This window comes from Paenibacillus sp. PAMC 26794 (assembly GCF_000316035.1).
GTDB lineage: Bacteria > Bacillota > Bacilli > Paenibacillales > Paenibacillaceae > Paenibacillus.
In genome coordinates this window covers 128337-153794 of record NZ_ANHX01000086.1, presented here as the reverse complement: position 1 = coordinate 153794, position 25458 = coordinate 128337, and the positions used below count along the sequence as shown (strand labels likewise).

Genomic DNA, 25458 nt, shown 5'->3' with positions numbered 1-25458 from the left:
GGCCCCATATAGGGCCCTTTCCTTGTGTAACCATGGATCACAGACAATCCATATTATTTTACGTCTTTTCCTGTCCACAGAGAGACACGTTCCTTAACCCAAACCGTAAATTGTTTCTCCATTTCAACTGCACCTGCTTTGTCCAAATCAGCCAGTAAAGCATCATAGGTTGCATCAAAGTTTGCTGGTGTAGTCAGAACAGCTTCCGGAATCCGTTTACGGATGATATCCTGCGTTTTCTGGAACGTTACCTCATAGTCTGTACCGGAAGGTACGGACATGTTATATGCTGCGCCCCAATCCTTAACTGGCAGATCTTCTTCAGCCGGATAGAACTCTTTCCAAGTCGTGATACCATAAGCTTTCAGCGTTTCTTTCTCTGCAGCCGTGTAACCAGCTACAATCTGCTCAGGGAAGTTTGTTGTGTAGTAGTTATCCGTTGAATCTTTTACACCATCACCGTATCTTGCGCTAAATACGTTATACATCCCAATTCCTGTTTCCTTGCTGAAATTGGAGTTGTCATTCGTTTTACGGTCCTGAACGTCATCTGGAATCACGCGTTTACCATCTTCTACGTTGTAATGTTCACCTTCGATACCCCAGTTTCTCAGAACCTGTCCTTCATCGGAAGCAAGCCAATCCATGAATTTGATGATACGCACTGGATCTTTGGCCGAAGTTGTAATCCCGATGCCATAACCGTCAAATCCGGCTGGTTGGAACGTGTGATCCACAATTTCATCGTTAAGTGATACAGAGAAGTGAGCATATGTGGCATCATCCTTGCCCGATGATTTAAGCGCGTTCTCCGCTTCTTGATAGTTCCACTCTTGGTCAATCAGACCGAGGACACGGCCACTGGCAATTTTGGACTTGTATTGGTCATCCTTTTGAACAAAGGCATCTTTGTCCAGTAGGCCTTCATTGTACATTTTATTCAACCAGCGGAAATATTCTCTTTCCTCTGGACGTTTGTAGTGCAATTTTGCTTCATACGTTTCAGGGTCAATGTAATATTCACCATCATCCGGTGCACCTGTTGCCTGGAAAGCTGGATTCGTTACCGTGATCATGATCTTCCAGTCATCTGCATTCAATGTTAATGGAATGGTTGGCTGACCATCAATGGTTGGATGTTTTTCATAATAAGCTCTGAGTACATTCTCGTAATCCTCAAGTGTCTTCACTTCAGGGTATCCGAGCTCTTTCAATACTCTTTGCTGAATTTCAAATCCACCTGTAGCGTCAAACGTAACATTATCAACACCCATATTGGTTGGAATCGTATATATCGCTTGATCTTCCAAACTGTATTTCAAACGGTTCATCTGTTCCCCATAGATTTTTTTCAGATTGGGAGCATGCTCCTCAATCAGATCCGTGAGATCCAGCATCGCGCCTGCATCCACAAGCTTAGATAAGTTACCTTTAGGGTAGATCATATCAGGAAAGTCACCACTGGCAGCCATTAGCGCAATCTTCTGGTTACCACCATCGTTTACATCATACTCTGCTTCAATGGTAACACCTGTTTGCTCCGTAATCTTTTTACCAACAGCATCTTGCATCTTGTTCCAGGTTGGACTAGCATCCGCCCCGAAGAATGTAACTGTGATCGGTTCGGTTCCGCTGGACTCCGAAGTCTCTTTGGTTCCCGAATTCCCGCAGCCAGCTGTAACCAACATTGCACTTGCGAGCATCAACATTGCAAACGTCTTGGGTGTATTGCCTTTCATTTTGCCTCTCATTGTCTAGTTCCCCCTATTATTTATGAAGGTTTTATCTGTATAACAGGCTTTAGGCCTGAGGATACCACTTTTTTTTGAATGCGCTTTCGGTATTGTTCATTCCGACGTGTTTACTGAAGCTGACGTTTCAATTCTGCAAAAAGAAAGATTCTCCTAACAGACATAAAACGTTTTCGAAAATGAAATAAACCGCTTACTGAAAGTGCTTACATGATAGATTATAGGCTATCCATCACCTCACGTCAACAATAAAAAAAGCCCTTTCTCAAGGGCTTTTTCCGCTATGAAAATCCTTAACTTTAATGCTTGGTTTTCAAGCTTATTTCACATCTTTTCCAGTCCAGAGAGCTACACGTTCTTTGATCCAAACCGTGTATTGTTTCTCCATCTCCACTGCACCCGCTTTATCGAGTTCAGCCAGAAGACCATCGTATACGCTGTCGAAGTTTTCAGGTTTGGCAAGGATCGCCTCTGGAATACGTTTACGTACGATATCCTGTGTTTTCTGGAACGTTACGTTGTAATCCGTGTCAGATGGTACAGGCATGTTGTATGCTGCGCCCCAATCTTTTAGCTTCAGATCATCTTCGGAAGGATAGAAATCTTTCCATGTTGTAATACCATAGGCTTTCAACGTTTCCTTCTCAGCGGCAGTGTAACCAGCTTGAATCTGTTCAGGGAAGTTCGTTGTATAGTAGTTATCCGTGGCATCTTTCACACCATCACCGTATCTGGCGCTAAATATGTTATACATGCCTACGCCTGATTCTTTGGTAAAAGCTGAGTTATCATTGGTTTTGCGATCTTGTACGTCATCCGGAATGATGCGTTTCCCATTCTCGACTTGGTAATGTTGGCCTTCAACGCCCCAGTTTCTCAGGACCTGACCTTCATCGGAAGCAAGCCAATCCATGAATTTGATAATACGTACCGGATCTTTGGCCGAAGTTGTGATTCCGATACCATAACCGTCAAATCCCGTCGGTTGGAACGTATGATCCACAATATCCTTATTCAAGGATACGGAGAAGTGGGCATATGTTTTATCGCCACCGTTAGACGATTTCAAAGCATTCTCCGCCTCACCATAGTTCCACTCCTGGTCGATTAGACCGAGTACACGGCCACTGGCAATTTTGGATTTGTATTGGTCATCCTTTTGAACAAATGTATCTTTGTCAAGCAGACCCTCATTGTACATTTTGTTCAACCAACGGAAATATTCCTTTTCTTCAGGGCGTTTGTAGTGTAGAACGGCTTCATAGGTCTCAGGATTAATATAATACTCACCATCATCCGGTCCACCCGTAGCTTGGAATGCAGGGTTCGTTACCGTAATCATAATTTTCCAGTCATCTGCATTCAATGTTAACGGAATAGTCGGTTGACCATCAATCGTTGGATGTTTTTCATAATACGTTCTCAGTACGTTCTCGTAGTCCTCAAGCGTTTTTACTTCAGGGTAGCCGAGCTCTTTCAATACTCTTTGTTGAATTTCGAATCCGCCCCTAGCGTCAAACTCAACGTTATCTACACCCATATTAGTCGGGATCGTGTAAATGGCTCGATCTTCAAGACTGTATTTCAGACGGTTCGTCTGATCACCATAGATTTTTTTCAAGTTGGGAGCATGCTCCTCAATTAGATCGGTCAGGTCCAGCATCGCGCCTGCATCCACAAGCTTAGACAGGTTGCCTTTAGGATAGATAATATCAGGGTAATCACCACTGGCAGCCATCAAAGGAATCTTTTGGTCACCACCATTATTCACATCATACTCAGCTTCAATTGTAACTCCCGTTGCCTTAGTAATCTCTTGACCGACAGCATCCTTCATGTTATTCCAGTTCGGACTCGCGTCTGCACCAAAGAATGTAAAGGTCACTGGACTGGTTGTATCTCCGGAATCAACCGGTTTCTCTGAAGCGTTAGTTCCTCCTCCACTGCCGCTGCATCCTGCTGTAATTGCAAGAGCACTGGCTAACAGAAGCATTGCGAATGTTTTTGGTGTTTTGCCCTTCATGTGTAATCCCCCTTATGGATATTAATGAAGCTGTATATTTGTATAACAGGCTGACCTGAACATACCGTGACCAGATGAAACGAATGAAATTTTCTTGTTTTATAACATTAGAAGCGTTTTCAGAAAAACAAAAAGTGGCTCTTCTCTTGCCTTATTTCTTCTTCATTCCTGTACGTGTTTACTTTGAAGTTCAGGTGTATATCACATGATGTACAAGCAAATGTAAGTGCTTTCATAATTGAATAATAATCGCTCCTATATCCCTTGTCAATAGTGAATTTCTAAAATTGAAAACGTTTTTTAGAAAACGTTTTAGATAAAAAAAGAACCCAGATATTCTGGATTCTTTTTCGTTTTAAATCTGACTGGCTAAACGTTTATTTAGCCTCTTCACCGCTCCACAATTGAACACGGTTTTGAACGAGTTCTGTATATTGTTTCTCCATATCCTCTGCTCCTGCTTGGTTCACTTCTGCAATCATGCCGTCATAGATCGCATCGAACTGTTCAGGAGTACTCAGAATAGCTTCCGGGATACGTTTCCGAATGATATCCTGTGTTTTCTTGAAGATGACGTTGTAGTTGGAGTCACCTGGTGTTGGCAGATTGTATGCTGCTCCCCATGGCTTGATTGGGAACTCGTCTTCATTCGGGAACAGATCTTTCCACGTCGTAGCGCCGTAAGCTTTGAGTGTTTCTTTCTCTGCATCGGAATATGCTGCCACGATCTGTTCAGGGAAATTCGTAGTGTAGTAGTTATCCGTTGAATCCTTCACACCGTCTCCATAGTGACCGGACATATTGGTGTACAGTCCAATACCCGTTTCTTTCTGGAATACGGCTGCATTATTGGTTTTCTGATCCAGAATGTCGGCAGGAATGACACGTTTGCCGTCCTTCACTTCGTACTGTTTGCCCTCAATTCCCCAGTTCATCAGCACTTGCCCTTCTTCAGAAGCCAGGTAATCGAAGAATTTGATCGTACGAACCGGGTCAGGATTCGATGTTGTAATCCCTACACCCCAACCGGATACAAAACCAGGGTCTTGGTAGGCATGATCCTTGATATCCTCGGACAGGGTTACCGGGAAGTGTGAATACGTTGCTTCAGTCTTGCCCGCGGATTTCAACGCATTTTCTGCATCGGAATAACCCCAATCCTGATCAATGACACCAAGAACACGTCCACTTGCAATTTTGGATTTGTATTGGTCTGTTTTCTGGATGAAGCTGTCCTGATCAAGCAGTCCCTCATTGTACATATGGTTCAACCAGCGGAAGTACTCTTTTTCCTCTGGACGTTTGTAATGCAGACTTGCTTCATACGTCTCTGGATCGATGTAATATTCACCATCATCCGGTGCACCCGTTGCCTGGAAGGCCGGGTTCGTTACGGTAATCATGATTCTCCAATCATCCGCGTCCAGTGTTAACGGGATGGTGGGCTGACCATCAATCGTTGGGTGTTTCTCTTTGTAAGCCTTCAATACATTCTTGTAATCCTGAAGCGTACTTACTTCCGGGTATCCGAGTTCTTTCAGTACACGGTGCTGAATACCAAATCCGCCACCTGCATCAAAGTACTTTTGGTCTACCGCATAATACGTTGGCAGCACATAAATAGCCTGATCTTCATTACTGTATTTCAACCGGTCCATGTAATTACCATACAGCTTCTTCAGATTGGGAGCATATTGGTCGATCAGATCTGTCAGATCGAGCATTGCCCCGGCATCCACCAGTTTGCTAAGTTCTCCTTTGGGTGACACGATATCCGGATAGTCTCCGCTCGCCGCCATTAAGGATATTTTATCTTGACCACCACTAACGGCAAACTCACCGTTAAGGGTTATCCCTGTTTTTTCCGTAAGGACTTTACCTACTTCATCCTTCATGCCATTCCAGTTCGGACTGGGGTCAACGCTGAAGAAATCAAAAGTAAGTGGAGTTGTCTCTGCGCTTGTATCCTTGAACGACGTATCACTGCCGCTTCCTCCACCGCAACCTGCGAGTAAAGACATTGCAAGCACTGGTGCCAGTGCAATCTTCATTTTGGAACTTGCCATTATGGTAATCCTCCCTGTTTCATATGTCTGTCTTATCCGGGACTTTTTTGTCCCTGTCTATAGCTTCATGAATACCACACCGCAGCCCTATACGGTGAAGCGCAGACCAAATGGCTGCGCTTCGGGTATCCTGATGCTTCATTTGTAAGATGTACGGCCGCTCTATGTGGCAGCCTGTACAAGCTTGCTTATGCTTTTACTGCGCCCAGTGTCATACCGCCAACAAAGTACTTCTGAAGGAACGGATATACAATGAGGATTGGAACCGTTACAACGATCGTAATCGCCATCTTGATCGATTCCGGTGAAATCTGTGTCATTTGCTGTGCCATATCATTGGTATTCCTTCCAGCACCTGAGCCTTGCTGTGTACTTTGCAGTACTTTCATCAACTCGTACTGGAGTGTGGTCAGATGTGCCTTTGAACCATTATACAGGTACGTATCGAACCAAGCATTCCATTGACCTACAGCCAGGAACAACGCGATGGTTGCGAGTACTGGTTTACACAGTGGCAGGATGATTCTGTAATAGATTGTAAAGTCATTCGCACCGTCCAGCTTCGCTGATTCCTGCAATGCATACGGCAGACCATCAATGAATGAACGGATGATGAACACGTTAAACGCACTGATCATGCCTGGCAATACATATACCCAGAATGTACCGATCAGGTGCAGGTCACGCATCAGGATGTATACTGGAATCAGACCACCGGAGAAATACATCGTGAGTGCAAGCGTAGTGGAAACAAATTTTCTAAGTCCAAAGTCAGGTCTGCTCAGTGTAAAGGCGATCATGGATGAACTGATCAATCCGAGCACAGTACCTACAAGTGTACGCAGAATGGAGATCTGTAAACCTTGTATCAATCCATCATATTGGAAGATCGTTTTGTAGTTCTGTAATGTGAATTCGCGAGGCCACAAGTAAATCCCGCCACGTACTGTATCCGTTGAGTTATTAAGTGAGATGGCTAGTACGTTAAGGAATGGATATAGTGTTACGATCAGCACCATGGTCATCGCGAGGATGTTGAATATATCGAACAGTTTATCGCCTCGACTAGCATTGAATGCTTTGTTCGCCATAATGTCGTCCCCTCCCTACATGATGCTTTCTTTTGTGAATTTTTTGAACAAGCCGTTCGCAGTAAACAGAAGGATGATACTGACAACGGAGTTGAATATACCTATGGCTGTACCATATGAGAATCGTCCCATATTCAAACCATAATTGAGCGCGTACAGATCAAGCACTTCCGAGTAGTCTAAGACTAGACTGTTCTGCAGCAAAAACTGCTTCTCGAAACCGATACTGATCAGATGTCCAATCGACATGATGAAAAGTACGGAAATCGTGGTCCGTATGCCAGGCAGCGTGATGTGCCACATTTGTCTCCAGCGGTTGGCTCCATCTACACGGGAAGCTTCATACAGCTCTTGGTCGATACCGGTAATTGCTGCAAGATAGATAATCGCATTCCAACCGGTTTCCTTCCACATATCTGAAGCGGTTACAATGTACCAGAACAAGTTCCCCTTGGCCATGAATTGGATCGGCTGATCGATAATGTTCAGGCCTACCAAAATATCATTGATAATCCCGCCATCGGTGGAGAGCATCTTAGTGATAATCCCTGCCACAACGACCCATGATACAAAGTGAGGCAGATATGATACCGTTTGCACTGCACGCTTGAAGAACATGCCTTTCATTTCATTCAAGAGAATAGCGAAGAAAATCGGCACGATAAAACCAACAACTAGTCCCATCAAGCTCATTGCAAGCGTATTCCGAAGTACCAGATAGAAACGATCATCACTGAACAGGTCTACAAAGTGTTTAAAACCAACCCACTCTTGATCACCAAACGATCTGGCAGGTTTATAATTTTGGAAAGCCATCGTCCATCCCCATAGTGGCAGATAGTTAAATACGAAAACCCAAGCTACGAATGGCAATGACATGAGATAGAGATATTTCTGCTGTTTCATTCTGTCCCAAATTCCGTTCCGCCGATTCTTTAAAGGCGGTTTGGGGTCACTGCTTCTGTTCGCGGAAGCGGATTTTTTTGTTAGCGTTTCCATCTCCGTTCCCCCTCCTCTGTTTTATAAAATAATCATACTCGATAGAGCGTTTTCAAAATACCATCTGGATTTTAGAGAAAATCATATAAAAATTAGATATAGACATATATAATCAGACATTAATTCGTTAAAATTAGTGATAAATTCTACTTTCAAATGATATAAAAGTAATATTAAGGTAAAATATTATCTAAAGTGGTAAATATCGAAAACGTTTTATAGTAATCGTTTACTTCAATTACATGGCATACAAAAAGGACCCTTTCGGGTCCATCTGATTACAATGTGAATTGAATCGTTTGCAGTTTAGCGATGCCGAGTAATTGCGCTACGGATATGGAGGTTGCTGGACGGAATTGCTCTCCATTCAGATACGCAAGTATCTCCTGAAACAAGTAGGCGGCTTCCGGACGCTTCATTACAGCCAGATCAGCAAACGGAAGTGAGGATATCAAAATCTTGCCCTTCCCTACTTTTGCCTCAAAGGCATAAGCGAGTCGTTTGGCCCGATGGAAATGGTCCACCACTTCGATCAACGGCTCCACCCCGGGCAACGTATCCAAACATATCGCTGGTGTACCGTTCACCAAGTGATACCAATGCCAGTCCGAAGCCCCATCATGCGGGAAAGAGCCTAGTAGTGCTAACTGTTCTCTCAAATACATGCCCATCGTTGCACCAGGCTGTGTAGCAAACATCAGGTAATTCCAGAATACAGGTAGATACTTGGTCTCCACTGAATCATATAACCCTTCTGCGGTTGGCTGTAGCCAAACACTCCCCCCGTTGACCACATAATCAACGACATTGGGTGTTAACGACTGAGCGATAACCAAGTCAATCTCCCGATTTTTCAACAACTGAAATCCATCGATACGATCTACGCAATCATCATGCGCTTCACCCAGGAATGGCTTCAACTCTGCCACGGTATTCCAGAACCGATTCGAACTCGGATGTGACTGATAAAAAGGAAACGACCAGCCCTGCCATACATTCGCTACAGTTCTTTCCGAATCGCCTGATATCAGCTCCGCTTCAATGCGATAAGCTGCTGCTGCTTCACGAGGTGCTGTAGCGACGATACTTCCCAGTGACATGACGGACCCACATTGGATATCTCTGGTCTTCCATGCCCCTTCAGTAAGTATCACATCATTGCTTATTAACCTCCACTGAATGGATGCATCTTTGAGCGGGTCTTTACCATAGTGAGAGATGTGTACATGGACATGAATGGGTTCTCCGGCGTAAAATGTACGCTCCTTGCAACTTAACAACAGCACCACATCTGCGTTGAAACGCATGAATTCTTCAGGTGTTGTAATGCCTTTGTCATCCCAAAATACATCCAGAATGCCCGTCGTTGCATGTCCCTGCCCTGGAAAATCACGAATGTCCAGCAGCTGTACGCCCGCAGCGTCCGGTGTTCGCCGAATCCGCTCCATGGCTTCTTTTAAGGATCGTACCAGATGTGTACCACTGACCTGTTGAAAATGTTCCAGATCCGCCATCATCCCTTTGTTTGTCAACGATTCTACGATCGGTCGTAACCAGCTAGGACGCAATACGCCAGTATACTTGGCTCGCTCTTGGGGCCGCACATACATCGTGTACTGTGCATGTTCGTGCCCTATGATGGGATGCTCCGCAAGCCGGGTGACTGCATGATAATCCAGCGTGGTATCCGGTACAGCAGATAAAGTGGACTCCAATGGGGGATGCCAGTTCAACGACTGAATATAATAATCACCTTCCCGCCCTTGCGCCGGAAGCTGTCCAAAACCTGTATTGTCCGTATATAACCGGGTCGGGTCCATATCCCTTGCCCTCGATACCAATGCATTGAGTTCAGGATGGCCATTCGGACCAACAAGTTCATTCCCCATGGAGAACATGACGAATGAAGGATGTCTGTGCAGCGACTGGAGCAACCCGTCCAGTTCTTGTGTCAGATAAGACAACACTTCAGCTGGCGCAGACTGATCCGATTGCTCAAAGAAACGAGACCAATGTGGAAGTTCTGCCTGCACCAACATGCCCTCTTCATCTGCCGCGTCCCAGAAAGGCTCCGGCGCGCTCCACCCATGCAGACGGACATGATTGAATCCATACGATCTGGCGACTCGAAACTGCTGAAGATAATGCTCCTTGTCCCAGACGGGATACCCCGTCAGTGGAAAGATACAGCAATCGACGTACCCGCGCAGATATACTGGTGTCCCATTCAATTCGAGCTGCTTCCCGTTTGTTGCAAAGGAGCGTACACCAAATGATTGCTCCAGCCGATCCAGTTCCTGTTCACCGTTATGCAGACGGATCACTGCTTTGTATAATTCAGGGGATTCATCCGACCATCTTGCGATAGATTTCCCTGTCCCCAGTTCCAATCGCCACTGATCTATTAAAGCGTTGCTTTCAGTTACACCTGCTGAGCTTATATCCACATGCGCTTGAACACTCAGATTAACATTACAACTATATCGATCAAGCCATGTGCCGTCTGGATGCTGAATATCCACATGCAATTGCATCGATCTAGCCGATTCATTTGCGGGAGCGCTTACAGTACAATCAATCAGAAGGGTTCCAGTTTCAGCATCTGGTTGAATCCGTAACGTCTGTAATCGGCATGGGGGCAGAATGTCCAGATAAACACCACCCGTGATTCCACCCCAGGCTGTGGCCGTATGCAATGAATGAATATGGCTACCCGCCAGCGGAAGTTTCATCGTATTATCCACGCGGATCTCCACCCGATTCACTTCTCCCTGCTCCACCAGAGATGTAACATCCCACTTCTGTTGATTCACCAGACTATCCTGCTGTCCGGCATACTGTCCATTGATCCAGAGATTCGTTGTCCATCGGACACCTTCCAATCTGAATACATAGTGGCATCCCGGATCGTCTGATGGAACATGAACATCCTGAGCATACCAAGCTGAGCCTTCATATTCGCGTACCTTGGTCCAGGTGTCGAGCCTTTCGTATTCAGGCTCATCTCCGTATCCTTGCTCTTCCCATGAACCGGGAATCTGAATGGTCTCCCATGATGTATTTTCACACTGTGAAGGTGGTAATATCTCTTGTTCAACGAGTTTATCGGACTCCAGATCCAAACAAAACTGCCATGTTCCATTTAAGTTCAATGTATGACGTACAGCACCTATATCGGACAAATTCATATCGTATGGCCATCCCTTCATCTGGATTCTTGTAAATCCAGTCTAAAATGTGAAGCTTTCCGTGACCATTGTTTATCATGGGAAGTGCATGGACAATATGATGAATCTGGAAATTTCTCAGGAATACCAAAAACGTTTTACATAGTAGGCATGGGCAAGGCCCAGCACTCCGTACTTATTCCTCGTTTATATCCGTAGCCGTTCCTTTCAACGATGATTGGGTTCTGGCCTGTTTGTAAGCGGAAGGGGATTCCCCTACATATTTCTTGAATTTACCGTGGAAGTAGTCCACATTCGCATACCCCACTCTCGCCGCGACCTGATGGACCTTCAGTCCTTCGTCCAGTAATTCCTTGGCCTTTTCCATACGAACCTTGTCCAGAAATGCATTGAAATACTCTCCAGTATGATTCTTGAACAACTTACCCAAGTAACTGCTGTTATAGTTAAACACTTCAGCAAGTACCTCTAGCTTGAGATTTTCGCCAGGGTTACGCTGGATAAATTCAATCATCTGTTTCAATACAGTATCCTTGCTTCCCCCACCCATACGTTGAATAAGTCGATTAAAATGTTCCGCTGCCATGACTTTGAGATCAGACATCGTGAATTGATGATAGACTTCATTAATTAGAACCGAATGCTCCTGCATAATGGAGTGCATATGTTGATTCGTCGCTGCAAGCTTGTTGAACGCCAGGGAAAATACCTGTGAGAACGCCGTCTTGATCGCTTGCTCTGTTCGGTGATATGGAACCAGACGCTCTTCCATCTCAACCAGTACCCGCATAACGGACTCACTACTGCGGATGTCTAACGCATAATACAGCTTGTCCGCGAGTTCGTCCTCAACTGGCTCATGTGCTCCGTCCACAGCTTCAACTTCTGGCTTAACAACGCTTTCGCTTTCGCCTTCGCTACCTTCAGTCCACAGAATGATGCGTTGCTCCGTGAACAAGAAGCGTTCCCCGAGTAAACGATTCGCCTGCGTGTATGACCGCGCAATTTCAGAAGTGGAATGTACGGGTTCTCCTGCAGCACCGTACATGTGAACCTCCCATTCTCCCAGAAGTCCTTCCAGCTCATCATACAGATTTCTTGCAGATGACTCGGATGTGATTGTTTCCTTACTTAACAGCCCCAGACCTGAATGGAACGAGAATACAATACCTCGGTCTTTATGGTCAAATGCTTCAATCAGTTTGCGTTTCATAACACTTCCCCGTTGCAGGTCGGGGGCCGCATGCATCTCAAGCAGTACAATCTGATAGTGAGGCCAGTGCAGCCCCAGGCTATCTTCTTCCATGCTACCCGCACCCTCCAGACTGTCAAAGAGCAAAGCTTCGATCTGATGCTCCCTAAAGACGGTATCTTCACCAGCTTGACGTGCCATTGTCTCTCGTTCACGGGTCAGGATTGTAGCAATCCTCTCCAGTTCACCAATGATCTCTTCTTCATCCACCGGTTTGAGCAGATAACCATCCACACCAAAACTGATGGCTTTCTTGGCATAATCAAAATCCGCATAACCGCTCAATATCAAAAAGTGCGAATCCGGACGATTCCGGCGCACTTCTTCAATCACATCCAGCCCGGTCATACCGGGCATGCGAATATCAATAATCGTCAGATCAGGCTCCAACTCCTCAAACCGGGAGATGGCCTCACGCCCGCTGGCAGCTGTAGCGATGACCTGGAATCCGTATTTTTCCCATTCGATAATGGTTGTTAGTCCCTCACGTATGCTCGGTTCGTCATCCACCAAAAACACTTTATACATGTTGGTCCCCTCCTGCTGGCAAAGTGAAAGAAACCTCTGTTCCTTCCCCATATACACTCTTAATCTGTATTCCATATGGCTCGCCGTACGTCAATGTTAAGCGTTGATGTACATTACGCATGCCGATCCGGCTCTTCTCCTGTTCCTCCGGTCCACAGATAAACTGCATCACCTCAGCCAGTCGTTCTGGCGTTATGCCTGCACCATTGTCATCCACACGGATCTGCACGATGTTTTCTACTAAACGAATACTTATATGAACACGGACTGTGCCCTCTTTGTTCTCCAGACCATGGACAATCGCATTCTCAACCAAAGGTTGAATAATCAAAGGCGGAATGTACATCTTCTCCACCTCGGGATCGATATGGATCTGGAATGCAAGGCGGTCGCCGTAACGAAATTTCTGAATTTCCAAATAGGAACGTACCATTTCAAGTTCAGCCCGGAAGGTTGTTTTTCCACTGCCAATCTCCAGACTCTTGCGCATCAGCTTACCCAACAGCCTGACGATGTTAGCAATCTCTGCTTCTCCCTTAATATGCGCTTTCATCCGAATGGACTCCAGTGCATTAAACAAGAAATGGGGATTGATCTGGCTCGCCATCATTTTCAATTTAATCTCTTTTTGGGCGATTTCCAATTGATTGTTCTGTTCGGTCGCTTCTACCACCTGCGTCATGAGTTCATTGATACTTTTCACCATATAGTTGAACTGTCGTGACAATTGTCCAATCTCATCATTTCCATCAATTCGAGAAGTCACGTTCAGGTCTCCTAATGCAAGCTTGTTGAGGTGTTTACTCAGCCGGAGCAATCGGTTCGAAGTGAGGAACGAGATGATATATACGAATAGTAGGGCGATCACCAGCACCAGTATAATAAAAATCATGCCGATCAAGCTGACGGTGTTGGCATCTTTAACTATATTTTTAGTGGCAAAAACCGAAATCACCTTCAGGCTGTTCATACTCGATCCAGGGCCCAGCTCATCAATAACAATATTAGATGGCTCCCCCCGAAAATCAGCTTCAATCGTGCCTTTTGCCTGATTCTGCAGATCAACGCCAAAATCAAGTTCGTTCAGCGTTTTCCCTACCAGCTCGGTATTCTTGGCTGCAACCACATACCCCTGCTCGTCCGTAATCATCGTCTCGAACTGTTCCTGACGCAACAATCCATTCAGCTCATCCTGATTGATCACAATCATCAACACGCCCTCTGTCCGATACTCGGCAAAAGGTACTTTGCGCACCAGGCTGAGCTTGTGTACAGGATTATCTTCCTTGTCTGGGATGTAGAACCACCCGATGCTGGTTGTTTTCAGTGCCTGTTGGTACCAATAACTCTCTTCCGTCTGCTTGTCTACTGGGATGAATTCGAGGTTATTGATCAATGTTGGGTTAGTTGAGTAAAAACGAATGCCGGCTATCTCACGGTACAAACGCCTGTACTCCTGAAAGTCTTTGTATGCAAGATACGCTGAGGTTAACTCTACAACGCTCTTGTACCGTTTATTCACGATCTCCTTGAGATCCGCATTAAACATTAAAAGATTGGATATATCGGTTGGTACACGCAGCATGGTTGCCGTCTGGCTCTTGATCTTGTCCACATTGATGATCGTCTGTCCTATCGCATTGTCCAGGGCTTGCTGGCGAAAATAACTGGTCACAGCAAGACCAACAATCAGGACCGGAATCATGACAACCAGTACATAGGAAATGAGCAATTTATGCTTTAATTTGAGATTATTAGTGGTTCGTATCAGCCTTTTCAACATGTCTGCACCTTCCGTCATCTGTATAAGCGCTTACATATAAAGAGCAGGATCAGGATGTTCTGTCCTCAGAATTAATCATACCACATAACCGCCAGAATTCGGATTGTCATTGCAGTGGGTACTATATTAAGCCAGCCTGCCTACCTCTAGTAGAAGAGGCCGCCTTTAACATGGCGACCGGGCTTACCGAATTATTTTCTACTGACAGAAGTTTAGTGACTCCTAGATGGGCGAAATCCCTGTTGAAGTGTTAGAAAAACCAAAAAGGCACTCCCACGATTGGAAGTGCCTGCTCAGTATAGAATCTGCTCGTGTGCTATTAAGGACGAGGTGTACTTACCCCATTAAGGATCAGTTTAGGATGAATATCGGCGTTCAGCGAAGCGGAAACTGCACAATATTTTTCCTCAGCCATCTGGATGGCTTTCCAGATGCGATAATCCGGGATATCCCCATCGACTTTGAAGATCAGATCAATGGATGTGAAGCCTTTAGGCATCTCCTCGCTGCGTGTGCCTTGCGCTTCAATCTCAATCGATTCAATTTTGTCCAGGAAAGCGTCCAGAATCATCGTAATATCTATTCCCATACAGCCGCCGAGACCCGCCAGTAGCAATTCCATCGGGGTCGCACCCTTGCTGTCACCACCATAAGCAGCAGTGGCATCCATGCCAACGGCGTAGCCAGAGGGTCCTTCGGAAGTAAACGCACGTTTGCCTTTCCATACAGTTGTTACATTCATGATGTTATCCTTCTTTCTCACAATAGTTTACGATTTGCAGAACTCCGTTCCGGGTACGGCTCGTTCTTCCGATCGCTGTTGTCTCCAAATATTTTTGATTTTTATTCACAAAGGACAATATTCGGAGACAAAGGCGAGCGCTACGCTTCTTCAGAATCGATTCCGTCCCCTTCACTCAGCAGCTTATCTCTGTAATCATCGTATCAATCAGTATAAATTGTAGTAATGTAATTAGAATTCAGTAATCTGTTGCAAGAAACGACGGGTGCGTTCTTGCGTTGGATGTTCAAAAAAGGCTTGTGGACTTGCCTCTTCTACAATCGATCCATCCGCCATAAAGACGATTTTGTTCGCCACATTACGGGCAAACTTCAATTCATGCGTCACAACCAGCATCGTCATACCTTCCTCTGCCAGCTCCTTCATGACGGAAAGTACCTCTCCGACCAGTTCAGGGTCAAGAGCTGAAGTCGGCTCATCAAACAGCATCACTTCTGGCTCCATCGCAAGTGCACGTGCAATGGCCACCCGCTGCTGTTGTCCACCGGACAATCGGGATGGATACGCATCCTGCTTGTCCGACAAGCCGACCCGATCCAGCAGAATCCGGCCGCGTTCAGCCGCTTCGTCCCGCTTGATTTTTTTCACCGTAACGAGACCTTCCATCACATTACCAAGCACCGTCTTGTGCGGATACAGATTGAATTGCTGGAATACCATGCCGGTCTGGCGACGAATCTCCAGTACCCGGGTACGCTGGACTCGCAGCGGATCTGCGCTGTTAACCACAATGCCGTTCACTTCGATCTGTCCTCCGGACAACTCTTCAAGTCCATTCAGACAGCGCAGCAAGGTACTTTTGCCAGAACCACTCGGTCCGAGCAATACAACAATATCTTTGGCATCGACATGAAGATCGATGTTCGTAAGTACTTCATTTTTCTGAAAACGTTTGGTAAGTCCAGTTGTTGTAATCATCGGTTCTCCCCTCCCATCAGTAAGCCCGGGCCAACCGGCGCTCCACTTGTTCCAGAATGGCCGAGAAGCCGATACTCATAATCCAGTAGATCACACCAATCGCCAGATAAAATGGCATGTTCAATGCATATTGTGATACCAGCAGTTGTGCTGAACGCAACAACTCGGTAACACCGATGGCCGCCACAAGTGATGTTTCCTTCAACATGCCAATAAAGGTGTTCCCCATCGGCGGAATCGCAATGCGCACAGCCTGCGGGAAGATAATCCGTCTCATCGCTTGAGCCGGGGTCATTCCCGTTGCATATGCAGCTTCCGTCTGTCCTTTAGGCACAGCCTGAATGGCTCCACGGAACGTCTCCGACAGAAACGCACCTGCATTGAGACTCAGTCCCAGACATGCAGCGGTGAGTGATCCCAAGGTCACTCCATAATCGACCAATCCGTAATAAATAACGAATAATTGCACCAGCAGCGGAGTTCCCCGCATGATGGATACATAAAACCTTGCGATCAACCTAAGCCACATCGGTCCCTTCAGACGAGCAATCGCAACAAGCACCCCGATGATGAACGCAAAAAACATGGAGATCACAGTTACATACAGCGTATAATAAGCCCCCTTCAGAAAGAAGGGGATATTCTCAAATACCAGTTCCATGGGTCAAATCTTCCCTTCGCCTTGCAGGTTCATTATTGCGCAGGCTCTTCACCAAACCATTTTTTGAAAATGGTATTGTACGTGCCATCATCTTTCATGCCTTTGAGAGCATCATTCAGTGCTGCTACGAGTTCCGGATTGTCTTTGCGAACAGCAATACCTGCCTGGTCACTCTTAATCGCTTCACCTACAGCTTTGATATTCAATCCGTTGGCATCCACAATCGGTTTCAGAGCGTACATATTGTTGATTGTGGCGTCAATCCGCCCAGCATTCAGGTCTTTGAGTGAAGAGATGACATCGTCATAGGTTTTAATCGTGAAGTCTCCCACTTTTGGCAACACTTCATTACGCAGATATGATTCATCATTTGTACCCAGACCCACGCCAATCGTTTTTCCTTTGAAGTCTTCCAGCTTGGTAATATCGTTATTGTCTTCTTTAACAATAATTTTAACTTGGTTTGTAATATACGGATCACTGAAATCCAGTACTTTCTTACGATCATCGGTAATGGTCATCTGGCTAATGATCGCATCCAGCTTCTTCGCTTGCAGACTTGGTGTCAGACCGGAGAACTCTTGGGATACAAATTCAACCTCAACCCCAAGACGCTTCGCAACTTCACGTGCGATATCAGCATCGTAGCCGTCCATTTCTTTCTTATCGTTCAGGAAGTTGTACGGTGCGTATGTGCCCATCATGCCCACTTTGATAACGCCAGCCGACTTGATTTGCTCCAGTTCATTGCTTGCCTGTGCACCATTTGTGCTTCCATTGTCTGTTGCTTTACTTCCACAAGCACTAAGTACCAGCACGGTCATCAGCAGAATTGCTGTCAAAGACCAGCCTTTACGAGTTTTCGATCCATATGTGTTGTTCATTACGTTAACTTCCTCTCAGTCGTGTATTAATCTGGGTGTACATTTGGTTACTTTATTGTGACTAAACTGCAGTTGTACCCATTATTCCCTGCTACTTGTTTAATCATGTGAATCTTATGTGCCTAGGAGTCCGTAAAACTCAAAGCTTGCGGCCTCAGCTGCCAGCGATGAAGCTGTCATGGCTGAGAATTTGCTGTGCAACTCATCGGAACCAAACAACCAGCGTGATATCATGCCTTCAATCATGCTTACCAACAGCGCTGCTCGAAGTGGCACATCCATGCCCTGAGGCAACATGCCGAGTTCGATGGCACGTTCCATATTGTGGCGGAACGCAGTTTCGACGGCATTACGTGTCTCCTCAACCAAGCGTTGTACGGACTCTTCTGTCACGATGCCTCTGAGCAACAATTCCATAAAATAACGGTTCTTTGCAGCAAAGGAAAACATGTCGGTGAACAGCCTTTCCGATGCTTTCACCATATCCTCTACCGATCCTGCATCCTTGCGGTACCCTTGTCCGATCGCCTCAAGTAACTCCTCCTTGCCCGTTAAGACAATCTCCGAAGCAATGGCTTCTTTACTCTTGAAGTGCCAGTAGAACGTCCCTTGCGCCACACCAGCCTCGCGCACGATATCGGAAATTTTCGTCTGATGGTAGCCTTGGGTTGCAAAACGCTCCATCGCTATGCGTATTATTTGGTCCCGGCGTTCTTCACCGGGTTCCAAACCGTTGATTTTGGTCATTCATGTAACCCTCCCGATTGATCAGTCAGTCAGTTAATGTATATCCTATTGGATAACTAGGCTTTTGTCAATATCGTTTTAAATAACGTGTTACAAGCATAGAGTTGAAGTGGAGTACAATTGTGAGCATAATAGAGGTTAGTCTTGTTCGGAAGAGCAGGCATTGTCAAAAGCAGGACAGCCCTCTTGCTGTCACCTGCATTTCAAGGAGGAAGAGAATTGGACATTATATCATCCATTATTATGGGCATCATCGAAGGTTTGACTGAGTTTTTGCCCGTGTCCTCCACTGGACACATGATTCTGACTGCCCACTTGCTGGGTTTATCGGAGGACAACGAGTCAGTCAAAACGTTTGAGGTGGTTGTTCAACTCGGAGCTGTACTTGCTGTTGTTGTACTGTACTGGAACAAATTTATTGATATGTTCCGCTTCACCGGAGGGAGCAGACCTTACTCCCGCCGCCTCAATCTGGGACATATCTTCCTGGCGATGGTTCCTGCCGTAGTCATCGGACTTGTATTCCGCGACTGGATCAAGGCACATTTGTTTGGTCCGGAAACAGTGCTGTACAGCCTCGTTATAGGTGGTATATTGATGATCGTAGCCGAACGCTGGAGTCGGAAGAGTGGGCGGATTACTACCCATGATGTCGATGATATTTCCTACAAACAGGCATTCGCGGTGGGTATATTTCAGATCTTGGCATTGTGGCCAGGCTTCTCTCGTTCCGGGTCAACGATCTCAGGCGGTCTCTTTGCAGGGGTAAGCCGTGTAGCCGCTGCAGAGTTCACATTCCTCGTGTCTGTGCCAATTATGATTGGTGCTACGGGATATGACCTGTACAAAAGTATCGATCACCTGAACGGCAGTGATTTCCCAATCTTTGCGATTGGATTCATCGCTGCTTTCATCGTCGCCATGCTTGCGATCAAGACGTTCCTGTCCATTTTGAAAAAATTGAGCCTGACCGTCTTTGCTGTATATCGCTTTGTCTTGGCAGCCGTGTTCTTTATTATTTTGATGTAATCATTACAATTCAAGTAATTAGACAGGCAAAATCAATGGCGGCCTCACGTTCCCTTGGGAAGCGAGGCCGTCATATTTTATATTCTGTGCTATGTTTCTGTTGCTTCACGATTCTGTTACTGCTTCAGAGACAGGAATATCTGTAATTAGAAGAAGTCTGACTTTTCATTACTTCCTTCTTTGCTGGGTCAGATCATTGGTGATGCAGACTAGGTTTACTATGTATCATGGACAACCATATTCATGTTCACTTCTGAAAAGCAGTCTGTCTAATACCACTCTTTTACTTGAATGTTCCGGTGTTTCTTCCGATTCTTTAATCTCTCACGCAGATTATATCTATTCTCCTTTTGTTCCTGCAGCAATTGCTTCACCCCGATCATCAACAATCGGTATCTCCGGTCATCATTGTGACTTAATTGATGCATTTCTTCAAAAATTTCATTCTTCATACGGATCTTGTTCACTCCAAATATTCAGTTTGTTCTCACAGTATACATGGGAGCACTGAACAAATTCTAAACAAGCGTTGTTTCTCAACTTCAGTTATTCAAATGCACATTTGAATGCACATCATGCGTGCTGGAATGAAACAGAAAAACCCCTTCCTGTCGCAGGACAAGAAGAGGTCTCCTTAGCTAAATTAATTAGACAAACTGCTGATGCCTTCGTACGTTTAAACTTTGGATTCAAGCGTCTCCAGATACTCGGAGATTTGAGCAGGTGTTTTAGCCCATTTGCTATGCAGATGTGCGATTTTCTTGCCGTTCTGGAAGACGAGCAGGCTTGGAATGCCGCGTACACCATTCTCTTCGGCAAACGGCTGGAACTTTTCTGCATCCAGAGCATAAAAGGTTTTGTCCGTATGTTGGTCGATAACATCCCCGATAAAACGATCCAGGTTTTTGCAATCTGGACACCAGGTTGTATCAAATTTAATGACGGTAAAACCATCAGAGTTAATTGTATCCAAATACTGTTGTTCACTTTGAATTCTTTCCATATGTCTTCTCTCCCTTATATGTTCCTTTTTTGGCTGATCTTCATTGTACCTCGTATAGTTACAATTGAAAATAGGCTTAATGGAGTTAACGATGTTGCTTGTACAGATTAGCGGGACTGAGCTTTCGTATTTCCTGGATTTCCGCAGCGGTGAGCGCAGGCGAGTTCGAAGCAGCAATATTGTGCAGCAACTGGTCTCTTGAACTGGCACCAGGGACAACAGCTGCTACGGCAGGATGGGATAACGCGTAGCGGATAGCTGTCTGAGCCATACTGCGTTGGTCTGTAACAAGACGACTTAGCCCTTGCCGAATGGTATATAGTTGCTCTGGCGTATAGTCCAGATAACCTTTGTCTGCCTTGGCAGATCCGGAATCGGCAAGCACACCGCTAGCTACGGGCCCACGGGCAATTACGCTGATCCCCTTTTGTTCCAATAAAGGTAATATTTCTTCTTCCGCTCTGCGGTCAGCAATGCTGTACTGGTTCATCACACTGACGATGGATGCCCTCTTTACGTACTCCCGAATCACATTGGGACGAATGGAGGAAATTCCGTAATATCGGATAAGTCCTTCCTTCTTCAGTTCCTCAAACGCTTCGATCGTCTCTTCGATGGGGTCGTCCAAGGTCCCGCCATGCAGCTGATACAGATCGATGTAATCGGTCTGCAACCGCTTCAGACTTTCATGTACAGCCTGCTTAATGTAGGCTTTGGACGGGTCCCATGACCAGCCCTCTTTGCCGGGCATACGACGATTACCTACTTTGGTCGCCACAATGACCTGGTCCCGACGCCCTTTAATAGCTTGTCCTACAATCTCTTCATTACGCCCTGCGTCGTACAGATCGGCTGTATCTAGCAGATTAACCCCATGATCCAGAGCCTCATGAATCAGGCCCATTGCATGTTCCATTTCAGTTCCAAGTGACATACATCCCAGCCCAATCTCAGACACCATCAGTTCGGATGTACCCAGACGATTTTTCTTCATATGTGCATCTCCCTCCATACGTTCTGCAAGTATCCATTGTATCATTCTTGCTGCCAAAAATCGCATTACACAAAAAAGCAAGGGATTGCTTTTGATTGCACAAAAAAACCTGGAACGACTTCATCTCCAGGTTTCTCATGATCATCATTTTAATTCAACGATAAACGAACTATCGCAATCTATTTCACTTCCACACGTGGTCTGGTTTTACTTGTTCCATTGGACGAATTGGAGTTTTTCATCATACCCGAGACAGTGCTAAACAGCTTATCTCTTGCTTGTTTGTTCCTCATCAGATAAGTCACACCTGCGCCGATAGCCGTCATGATAATTCCTCTTCTTTTAGACATGTGCTTCTCCTCCTTCAGGATAAATGTACATCGTGTCTTGTTTGACAATTACCCTGTGGGAGCAAAACGAAACGAAGTACAGGCTTGATCGCAGAAAAAAAGATGACCTCCGAATTAAAATTCAGCGGTCATCTTTCACTTGCTCTGTTGAGGCATAAACGTTCACACCCGTTTAATCAGATGGCGTTGCCACATGGGTCATTTCTTCATGTTTGTAGGTCGATCCATCGGCGGTCAGATAGAAGTGTCCGATGGGATGCAGATCTTCATCCAATTCGTAGACAAGCGGAATGCCTGTCGGGATGTTGAGCGCCATCACGTCTGCTTCGGACAATTGGTCCAGATGCATGACGAGTGAACGGAGCGTGTTCCCATGCGCAGAGATCAGCACTCTTTTGCCAGCAGACACCATCGGTTTAATCTCCGCATTCCAGTACTCCAGTACACGCTTCGAGGTATCCATCAGGTTCTCCGTATACGGGATGGTGCATCCGAGCCGCTTATACTTGTCCAGATCCTGCACATATCGGTCATCGGTTTCGTCCAGTGCCGGGGGAGATACGTTAACGGAGCGTCTCCATTCCTTTACTTGGTCTTCCCCATACTTCAGAGCAGTCTGCTGTTTGTTCAGTCCTTGCAGCGCACCATAATGGCGTTCATTCAGCTTCCAAGTCTTCGTAATGGGAATCCACATGAGGTCCATTTCATCCAGCGCAATATCGAGTGTTCGGATAGAACGTTTCAGCACGGACGCATAGGCGTAATCAAAATCAAATCCCTGTTCCTTCATGATCTTCCCTGCTTTACGAGCTTCTGCGTAACCATCCGTCGTCAGATCCACATCTGTCCATCCGGTAAAACGATTCTCTACATTCCACATGCTCTGTCCATGGCGAATCAAAACAACTTTGTACATAAACGTGAACCCTCCTTCCATGGAAACATTACCCGCAAGTCAAACTAATTAGCACAGTGAAACGTTCATCACATTAATAATATGGTGCCATCATTAGGTATACCACAACACCTGTAGAACTGACGTACAGCCAGATTGGCATCGTCCAACGTGCAATTTTGCGGTGTTTCTTCAATTGATTCGTCCAACCCCACACAAGTGTGAACAACGCCAATGGAACAATCAGGGCTGCCAGTATACTATGGGTAATCAGAATGAAGAAATAGATCGAACGAATGATGCCCTCGCCGCCGTATTTGGACGTCTCTGGTGAGAGGTAATGAAACGTCAGATAGGTCACGAGGAATAACAGTGTCGTTGAGAATGCAGCAAGAATAAATCGTTTGTGCAGCTTCACATTCCGCTTGATAATAGCAATAAGCGCTGCGAGCAGGAAGATGAAGGTAAAGCTGTTAAACACGGCATTAAACCGCGGCAACACCGTAATATCAAAGGTTACATCACCTTTGTAACCAATCGACGGTGCGAAGAACAATAATAAAATAATGACATTAGCAAGAATGGAAATCGTGATAATGATGCCTGCGAAATTTTTATTGCTCGTCGGGGATGGAATGTTCGGCTCCCCTTTGTTATTTTTGCCCAATGCAAAATCCTCCTCATATCCTAACTTCTATGTTCTATATCATTATATCTCGCCAATTCCGGGCTGTTAAGTGACAACACTCTGAACAAAAACCACTGCACTCCCCTATAAAATGCCCCTTTATGGCCGTTTTCAATCAAATTGAAGCCGGTTCCCATTTACCCGAGTCCGTATTTGTGGTATAATTAATGCAATTAATCACATACGCGTTGAAAACTGGAGGAGCCTGTCACCAAGGGCCCCTCTTTGTCTTTTTTCAGGCACAGAACGGCACTTTCTTAATGCCTTTCTGTGCCTTTTTGTCTCTTTGAAGCTGAGGATGGATCGCCCTTGGGTTGGTTAACCTATAAACGCTACTACTGGAGGGGAGTACACCTATGGAATTCATTTTGGTTCTTGCACTTATTTTGATCTTTACCAAACTTGCTGGTGATCTATCCGTAAGATTGGGTCAGCCATCGGTTCTGGGAAAATTGATTGTGGGTGTCATCCTCGGGCCTGCAATTCTCGGTTGGGTTCAGCAAAGTGATTTCGTGCATTATATGGCTGAGATCGGGGTATTGCTGTTAATGTTTATTGCCGGACTGGAAACCGATCTGGAGCAGTTAAAGAAAAACTGGAAGGCGGCCTTTGCCGTAGCGGTCGGCGGTATTATTTTGCCTTTTATCGGAGGATACGGTTCGGCCATAGCCTTTGGTATGTCACAGACACACGCGCTGTTCTTTGGACTTTTATTCTGTGCCACTTCCGTCAGCATATCGGTTCAGACACTGAAAGATATGGATCAACTCAGCTCGCGTGAGGGTACAACAATCCTTGGTGCAGCTGTCGTAGATGATGTCCTGGTCGTTGTCATTCTTGCCGTTATGATGAGCTTGCTGGGTACTGGTGGAGGAGACACTTCGATCTCTTTGCTTATTGGTAAAAAGCTGTTGTTCTTTGTGATCATCATCGCTGCCAGCTGGTTTCTTGTTCCACGCATCATGAAGTGGATGGCACCACTGAAAGTAACCGAGACCGTTATTACTGCGGGATTAATTATTTGTTTTGGCTTCTCCTACTTTGCAGAGTGGATGGGTGTTGCTGGAATCATTGGTGCATTTGCCGCTGGTATCGCCATCTCCCAAACTAACTTCAAACATGAAGTCGAAACCAAATTGGAACCGATCGCCTACGGAATTTTTGTTCCAGTGTTCTTTGTCAGTATCGGCTTAAATGTCACCTTTGATGGTGTGGGTTCACAAATTTGGTTTATTGTCGTCATAAGCCTCATCGCTATTGTTACCAAACTTATCGGTGGTGGAGCTGGTGCACGACTAACCGGATTTAATATGTCATCTTCATTGGCCATTGGCTCAGGAATGATATCAAGAGGTGAAGTTGCGCTCATTATCGCTTCGACCGGACTTGCTTCCGGATTACTTGATCCGGAATACTTCACGAGCGTCGTGATCATGGTCATAATCACTACACTGGTCACGCCACCGCTTCTCAAAATTACCTTTGCCCGCAAAAAAGGGGAAAAGCAAGTCGAAAGAGGAATTGAAGAGTCTCATTTAAGTGGGTAAGGGTATGTCTCCGTTTAAAACTTAACAATAAAGATTCCAGTGTGGCACTCTGAACTCTAGACTTCAGTTGTGTTCCCTGGAATTATTAGGAGTGTCTTGCAACTCAGGTAAACTATGTCTTGATGATATACTGCATTTTTCGCATTTCGCACACCCAACCCAAAGTACCCAGTTGTCGCACATACTAACACGGTCTTGAAGCATCAGCGGGCTAAAATTCCTGAAATGCAGGCTGGCTGGGCCTTAAGATTGACCATAC

Annotated in this window: 21 protein-coding genes; 2 read left to right on the top strand and 19 right to left on the bottom strand. The window is 45.6% G+C overall.

The features are described from left to right. Positions 1–53 precede the first annotated feature (53 nt). From D829_RS0127950 to D829_RS0127890, 13 genes are all read right to left on the bottom strand, one after another. Entirely contained in the window at positions 54–1739 is a 1686-nt protein-coding gene (locus D829_RS0127950) for an ABC transporter substrate-binding protein (RefSeq protein ID WP_026081466.1), read from the bottom strand. 331 nt (positions 1740–2070) lie between these two features. Next, positions 2071–3774, bottom strand: coding sequence for an ABC transporter substrate-binding protein (locus tag D829_RS0127945; protein ID WP_017692216.1), 1704 nt, complete (start codon positions 3772–3774; stop codon positions 2071–2073). A 377-nt stretch (positions 3775–4151) separates the two neighbouring features. After that, positions 4152–5840 carry an ABC transporter substrate-binding protein gene (locus tag D829_RS0127940; RefSeq protein ID WP_017692215.1) on the bottom strand — a complete coding sequence of 563 codons (1689 nt, stop codon included), beginning with the start codon at positions 5838–5840 and terminating at the stop codon, positions 4152–4154. 188 nt (positions 5841–6028) lie between these two features. Next, the gene (locus tag D829_RS0127935) at positions 6029–6931 is read right to left on the bottom strand and encodes a carbohydrate ABC transporter permease (RefSeq protein ID WP_017692214.1); all 903 of its coding nucleotides are present in this window, start codon (positions 6929–6931) and stop codon (positions 6029–6031) included. Between the two features lie 15 nt (positions 6932–6946). Further along, positions 6947–7930, bottom strand: coding sequence for a sugar ABC transporter permease (locus D829_RS0127930; protein WP_017692213.1), 984 nt, complete (start codon positions 7928–7930; stop codon positions 6947–6949). A 278-nt stretch (positions 7931–8208) separates the two neighbouring features. Further along, on the bottom strand, positions 8209–11118 hold the full coding sequence (locus D829_RS0127925; RefSeq protein ID WP_017692212.1) for a glycoside hydrolase family 2: 2910 nt from the start codon (positions 11116–11118) through the stop codon (positions 8209–8211). 175 nt (positions 11119–11293) lie between these two features. Beyond that, the gene (locus D829_RS0127920; RefSeq protein ID WP_017692211.1) at positions 11294–12898 is read right to left on the bottom strand and encodes a response regulator transcription factor; all 1605 of its coding nucleotides are present in this window, start codon (positions 12896–12898) and stop codon (positions 11294–11296) included. Continuing rightward, positions 12891–14681 (bottom strand): histidine kinase, encoded by a 1791-nt coding sequence (locus tag D829_RS0127915; RefSeq protein WP_017692210.1) that lies wholly within the window; start codon positions 14679–14681, stop codon positions 12891–12893. Before D829_RS0127915 ends, D829_RS0127920 begins: the two co-directional genes overlap by 8 nt. Before the next feature lie 319 nt (positions 14682–15000). Next, positions 15001–15423 carry an OsmC family protein gene (locus tag D829_RS0127910; protein ID WP_017692209.1) on the bottom strand — a complete coding sequence of 141 codons (423 nt, stop codon included), beginning with the start codon at positions 15421–15423 and terminating at the stop codon, positions 15001–15003. 231 nt (positions 15424–15654) lie between these two features. Further along, positions 15655–16401, bottom strand: a complete 747-nt coding sequence (locus D829_RS0127905) for an amino acid ABC transporter ATP-binding protein (protein ID WP_017692208.1) — start codon at positions 16399–16401, stop codon at positions 15655–15657. Between the two features lie 16 nt (positions 16402–16417). After that, on the bottom strand, positions 16418–17062 hold the full coding sequence (locus tag D829_RS0127900) for an amino acid ABC transporter permease (protein ID WP_017692207.1): 645 nt from the start codon (positions 17060–17062) through the stop codon (positions 16418–16420). Between the two features lie 32 nt (positions 17063–17094). Further along, positions 17095–17946: a transporter substrate-binding domain-containing protein gene (locus tag D829_RS0127895; protein ID WP_017692206.1), complete on the bottom strand. Its 852-nt coding sequence runs from the start codon at positions 17944–17946 to the stop codon at positions 17095–17097. A 114-nt stretch (positions 17947–18060) separates the two neighbouring features. Further along, positions 18061–18693 (bottom strand): TetR/AcrR family transcriptional regulator, encoded by a 633-nt coding sequence (locus D829_RS0127890; RefSeq protein WP_017692205.1) that lies wholly within the window; start codon positions 18691–18693, stop codon positions 18061–18063. Between the two features lie 243 nt (positions 18694–18936). Here D829_RS0127890 and D829_RS0127885 point away from each other — a divergent pair, with 243 nt between their 5' ends. After that, positions 18937–19722 (top strand): undecaprenyl-diphosphate phosphatase, encoded by a 786-nt coding sequence (locus D829_RS0127885; RefSeq protein WP_047841678.1) that lies wholly within the window; start codon positions 18937–18939, stop codon positions 19720–19722. Between the two features lie 269 nt (positions 19723–19991). On the opposite strand, the gene D829_RS0127880 is transcribed toward D829_RS0127885, so the two are convergent. From D829_RS0127880 to D829_RS0127855, 6 genes are all read right to left on the bottom strand, one after another. Continuing rightward, on the bottom strand, positions 19992–20174 hold the full coding sequence (locus D829_RS0127880) for a hypothetical protein (protein ID WP_017692203.1): 183 nt from the start codon (positions 20172–20174) through the stop codon (positions 19992–19994). A 224-nt stretch (positions 20175–20398) separates the two neighbouring features. Further along, positions 20399–20725: a thioredoxin family protein gene (locus tag D829_RS0127875; RefSeq protein ID WP_017692202.1), complete on the bottom strand. Its 327-nt coding sequence runs from the start codon at positions 20723–20725 to the stop codon at positions 20399–20401. Between the two features lie 85 nt (positions 20726–20810). Continuing rightward, positions 20811–21719: an aldo/keto reductase gene (locus D829_RS0127870; RefSeq protein ID WP_017692201.1), complete on the bottom strand. Its 909-nt coding sequence runs from the start codon at positions 21717–21719 to the stop codon at positions 20811–20813. Positions 21720–21898: 179 nt separating this feature from the next. Then, positions 21899–22069: a hypothetical protein gene (locus D829_RS33875; protein ID WP_017692200.1), complete on the bottom strand. Its 171-nt coding sequence runs from the start codon at positions 22067–22069 to the stop codon at positions 21899–21901. A gap of 172 nt (positions 22070–22241) precedes the next feature. Beyond that, on the bottom strand, positions 22242–22985 hold the full coding sequence (gene gpmA, locus D829_RS0127860) for a 2,3-diphosphoglycerate-dependent phosphoglycerate mutase (protein ID WP_017692199.1): 744 nt from the start codon (positions 22983–22985) through the stop codon (positions 22242–22244). A 73-nt stretch (positions 22986–23058) separates the two neighbouring features. Beyond that, on the bottom strand, positions 23059–23631 hold the full coding sequence (locus D829_RS0127855; RefSeq protein ID WP_017692198.1) for a DUF420 domain-containing protein: 573 nt from the start codon (positions 23629–23631) through the stop codon (positions 23059–23061). 377 nt (positions 23632–24008) lie between these two features. Here D829_RS0127855 and D829_RS0127850 point away from each other — a divergent pair, with 377 nt between their 5' ends. After that, positions 24009–25199 carry a cation:proton antiporter gene (locus D829_RS0127850; RefSeq protein ID WP_017692197.1) on the top strand — a complete coding sequence of 397 codons (1191 nt, stop codon included), beginning with the start codon at positions 24009–24011 and terminating at the stop codon, positions 25197–25199. Positions 25200–25458: the final 259 nt, after the last annotated feature.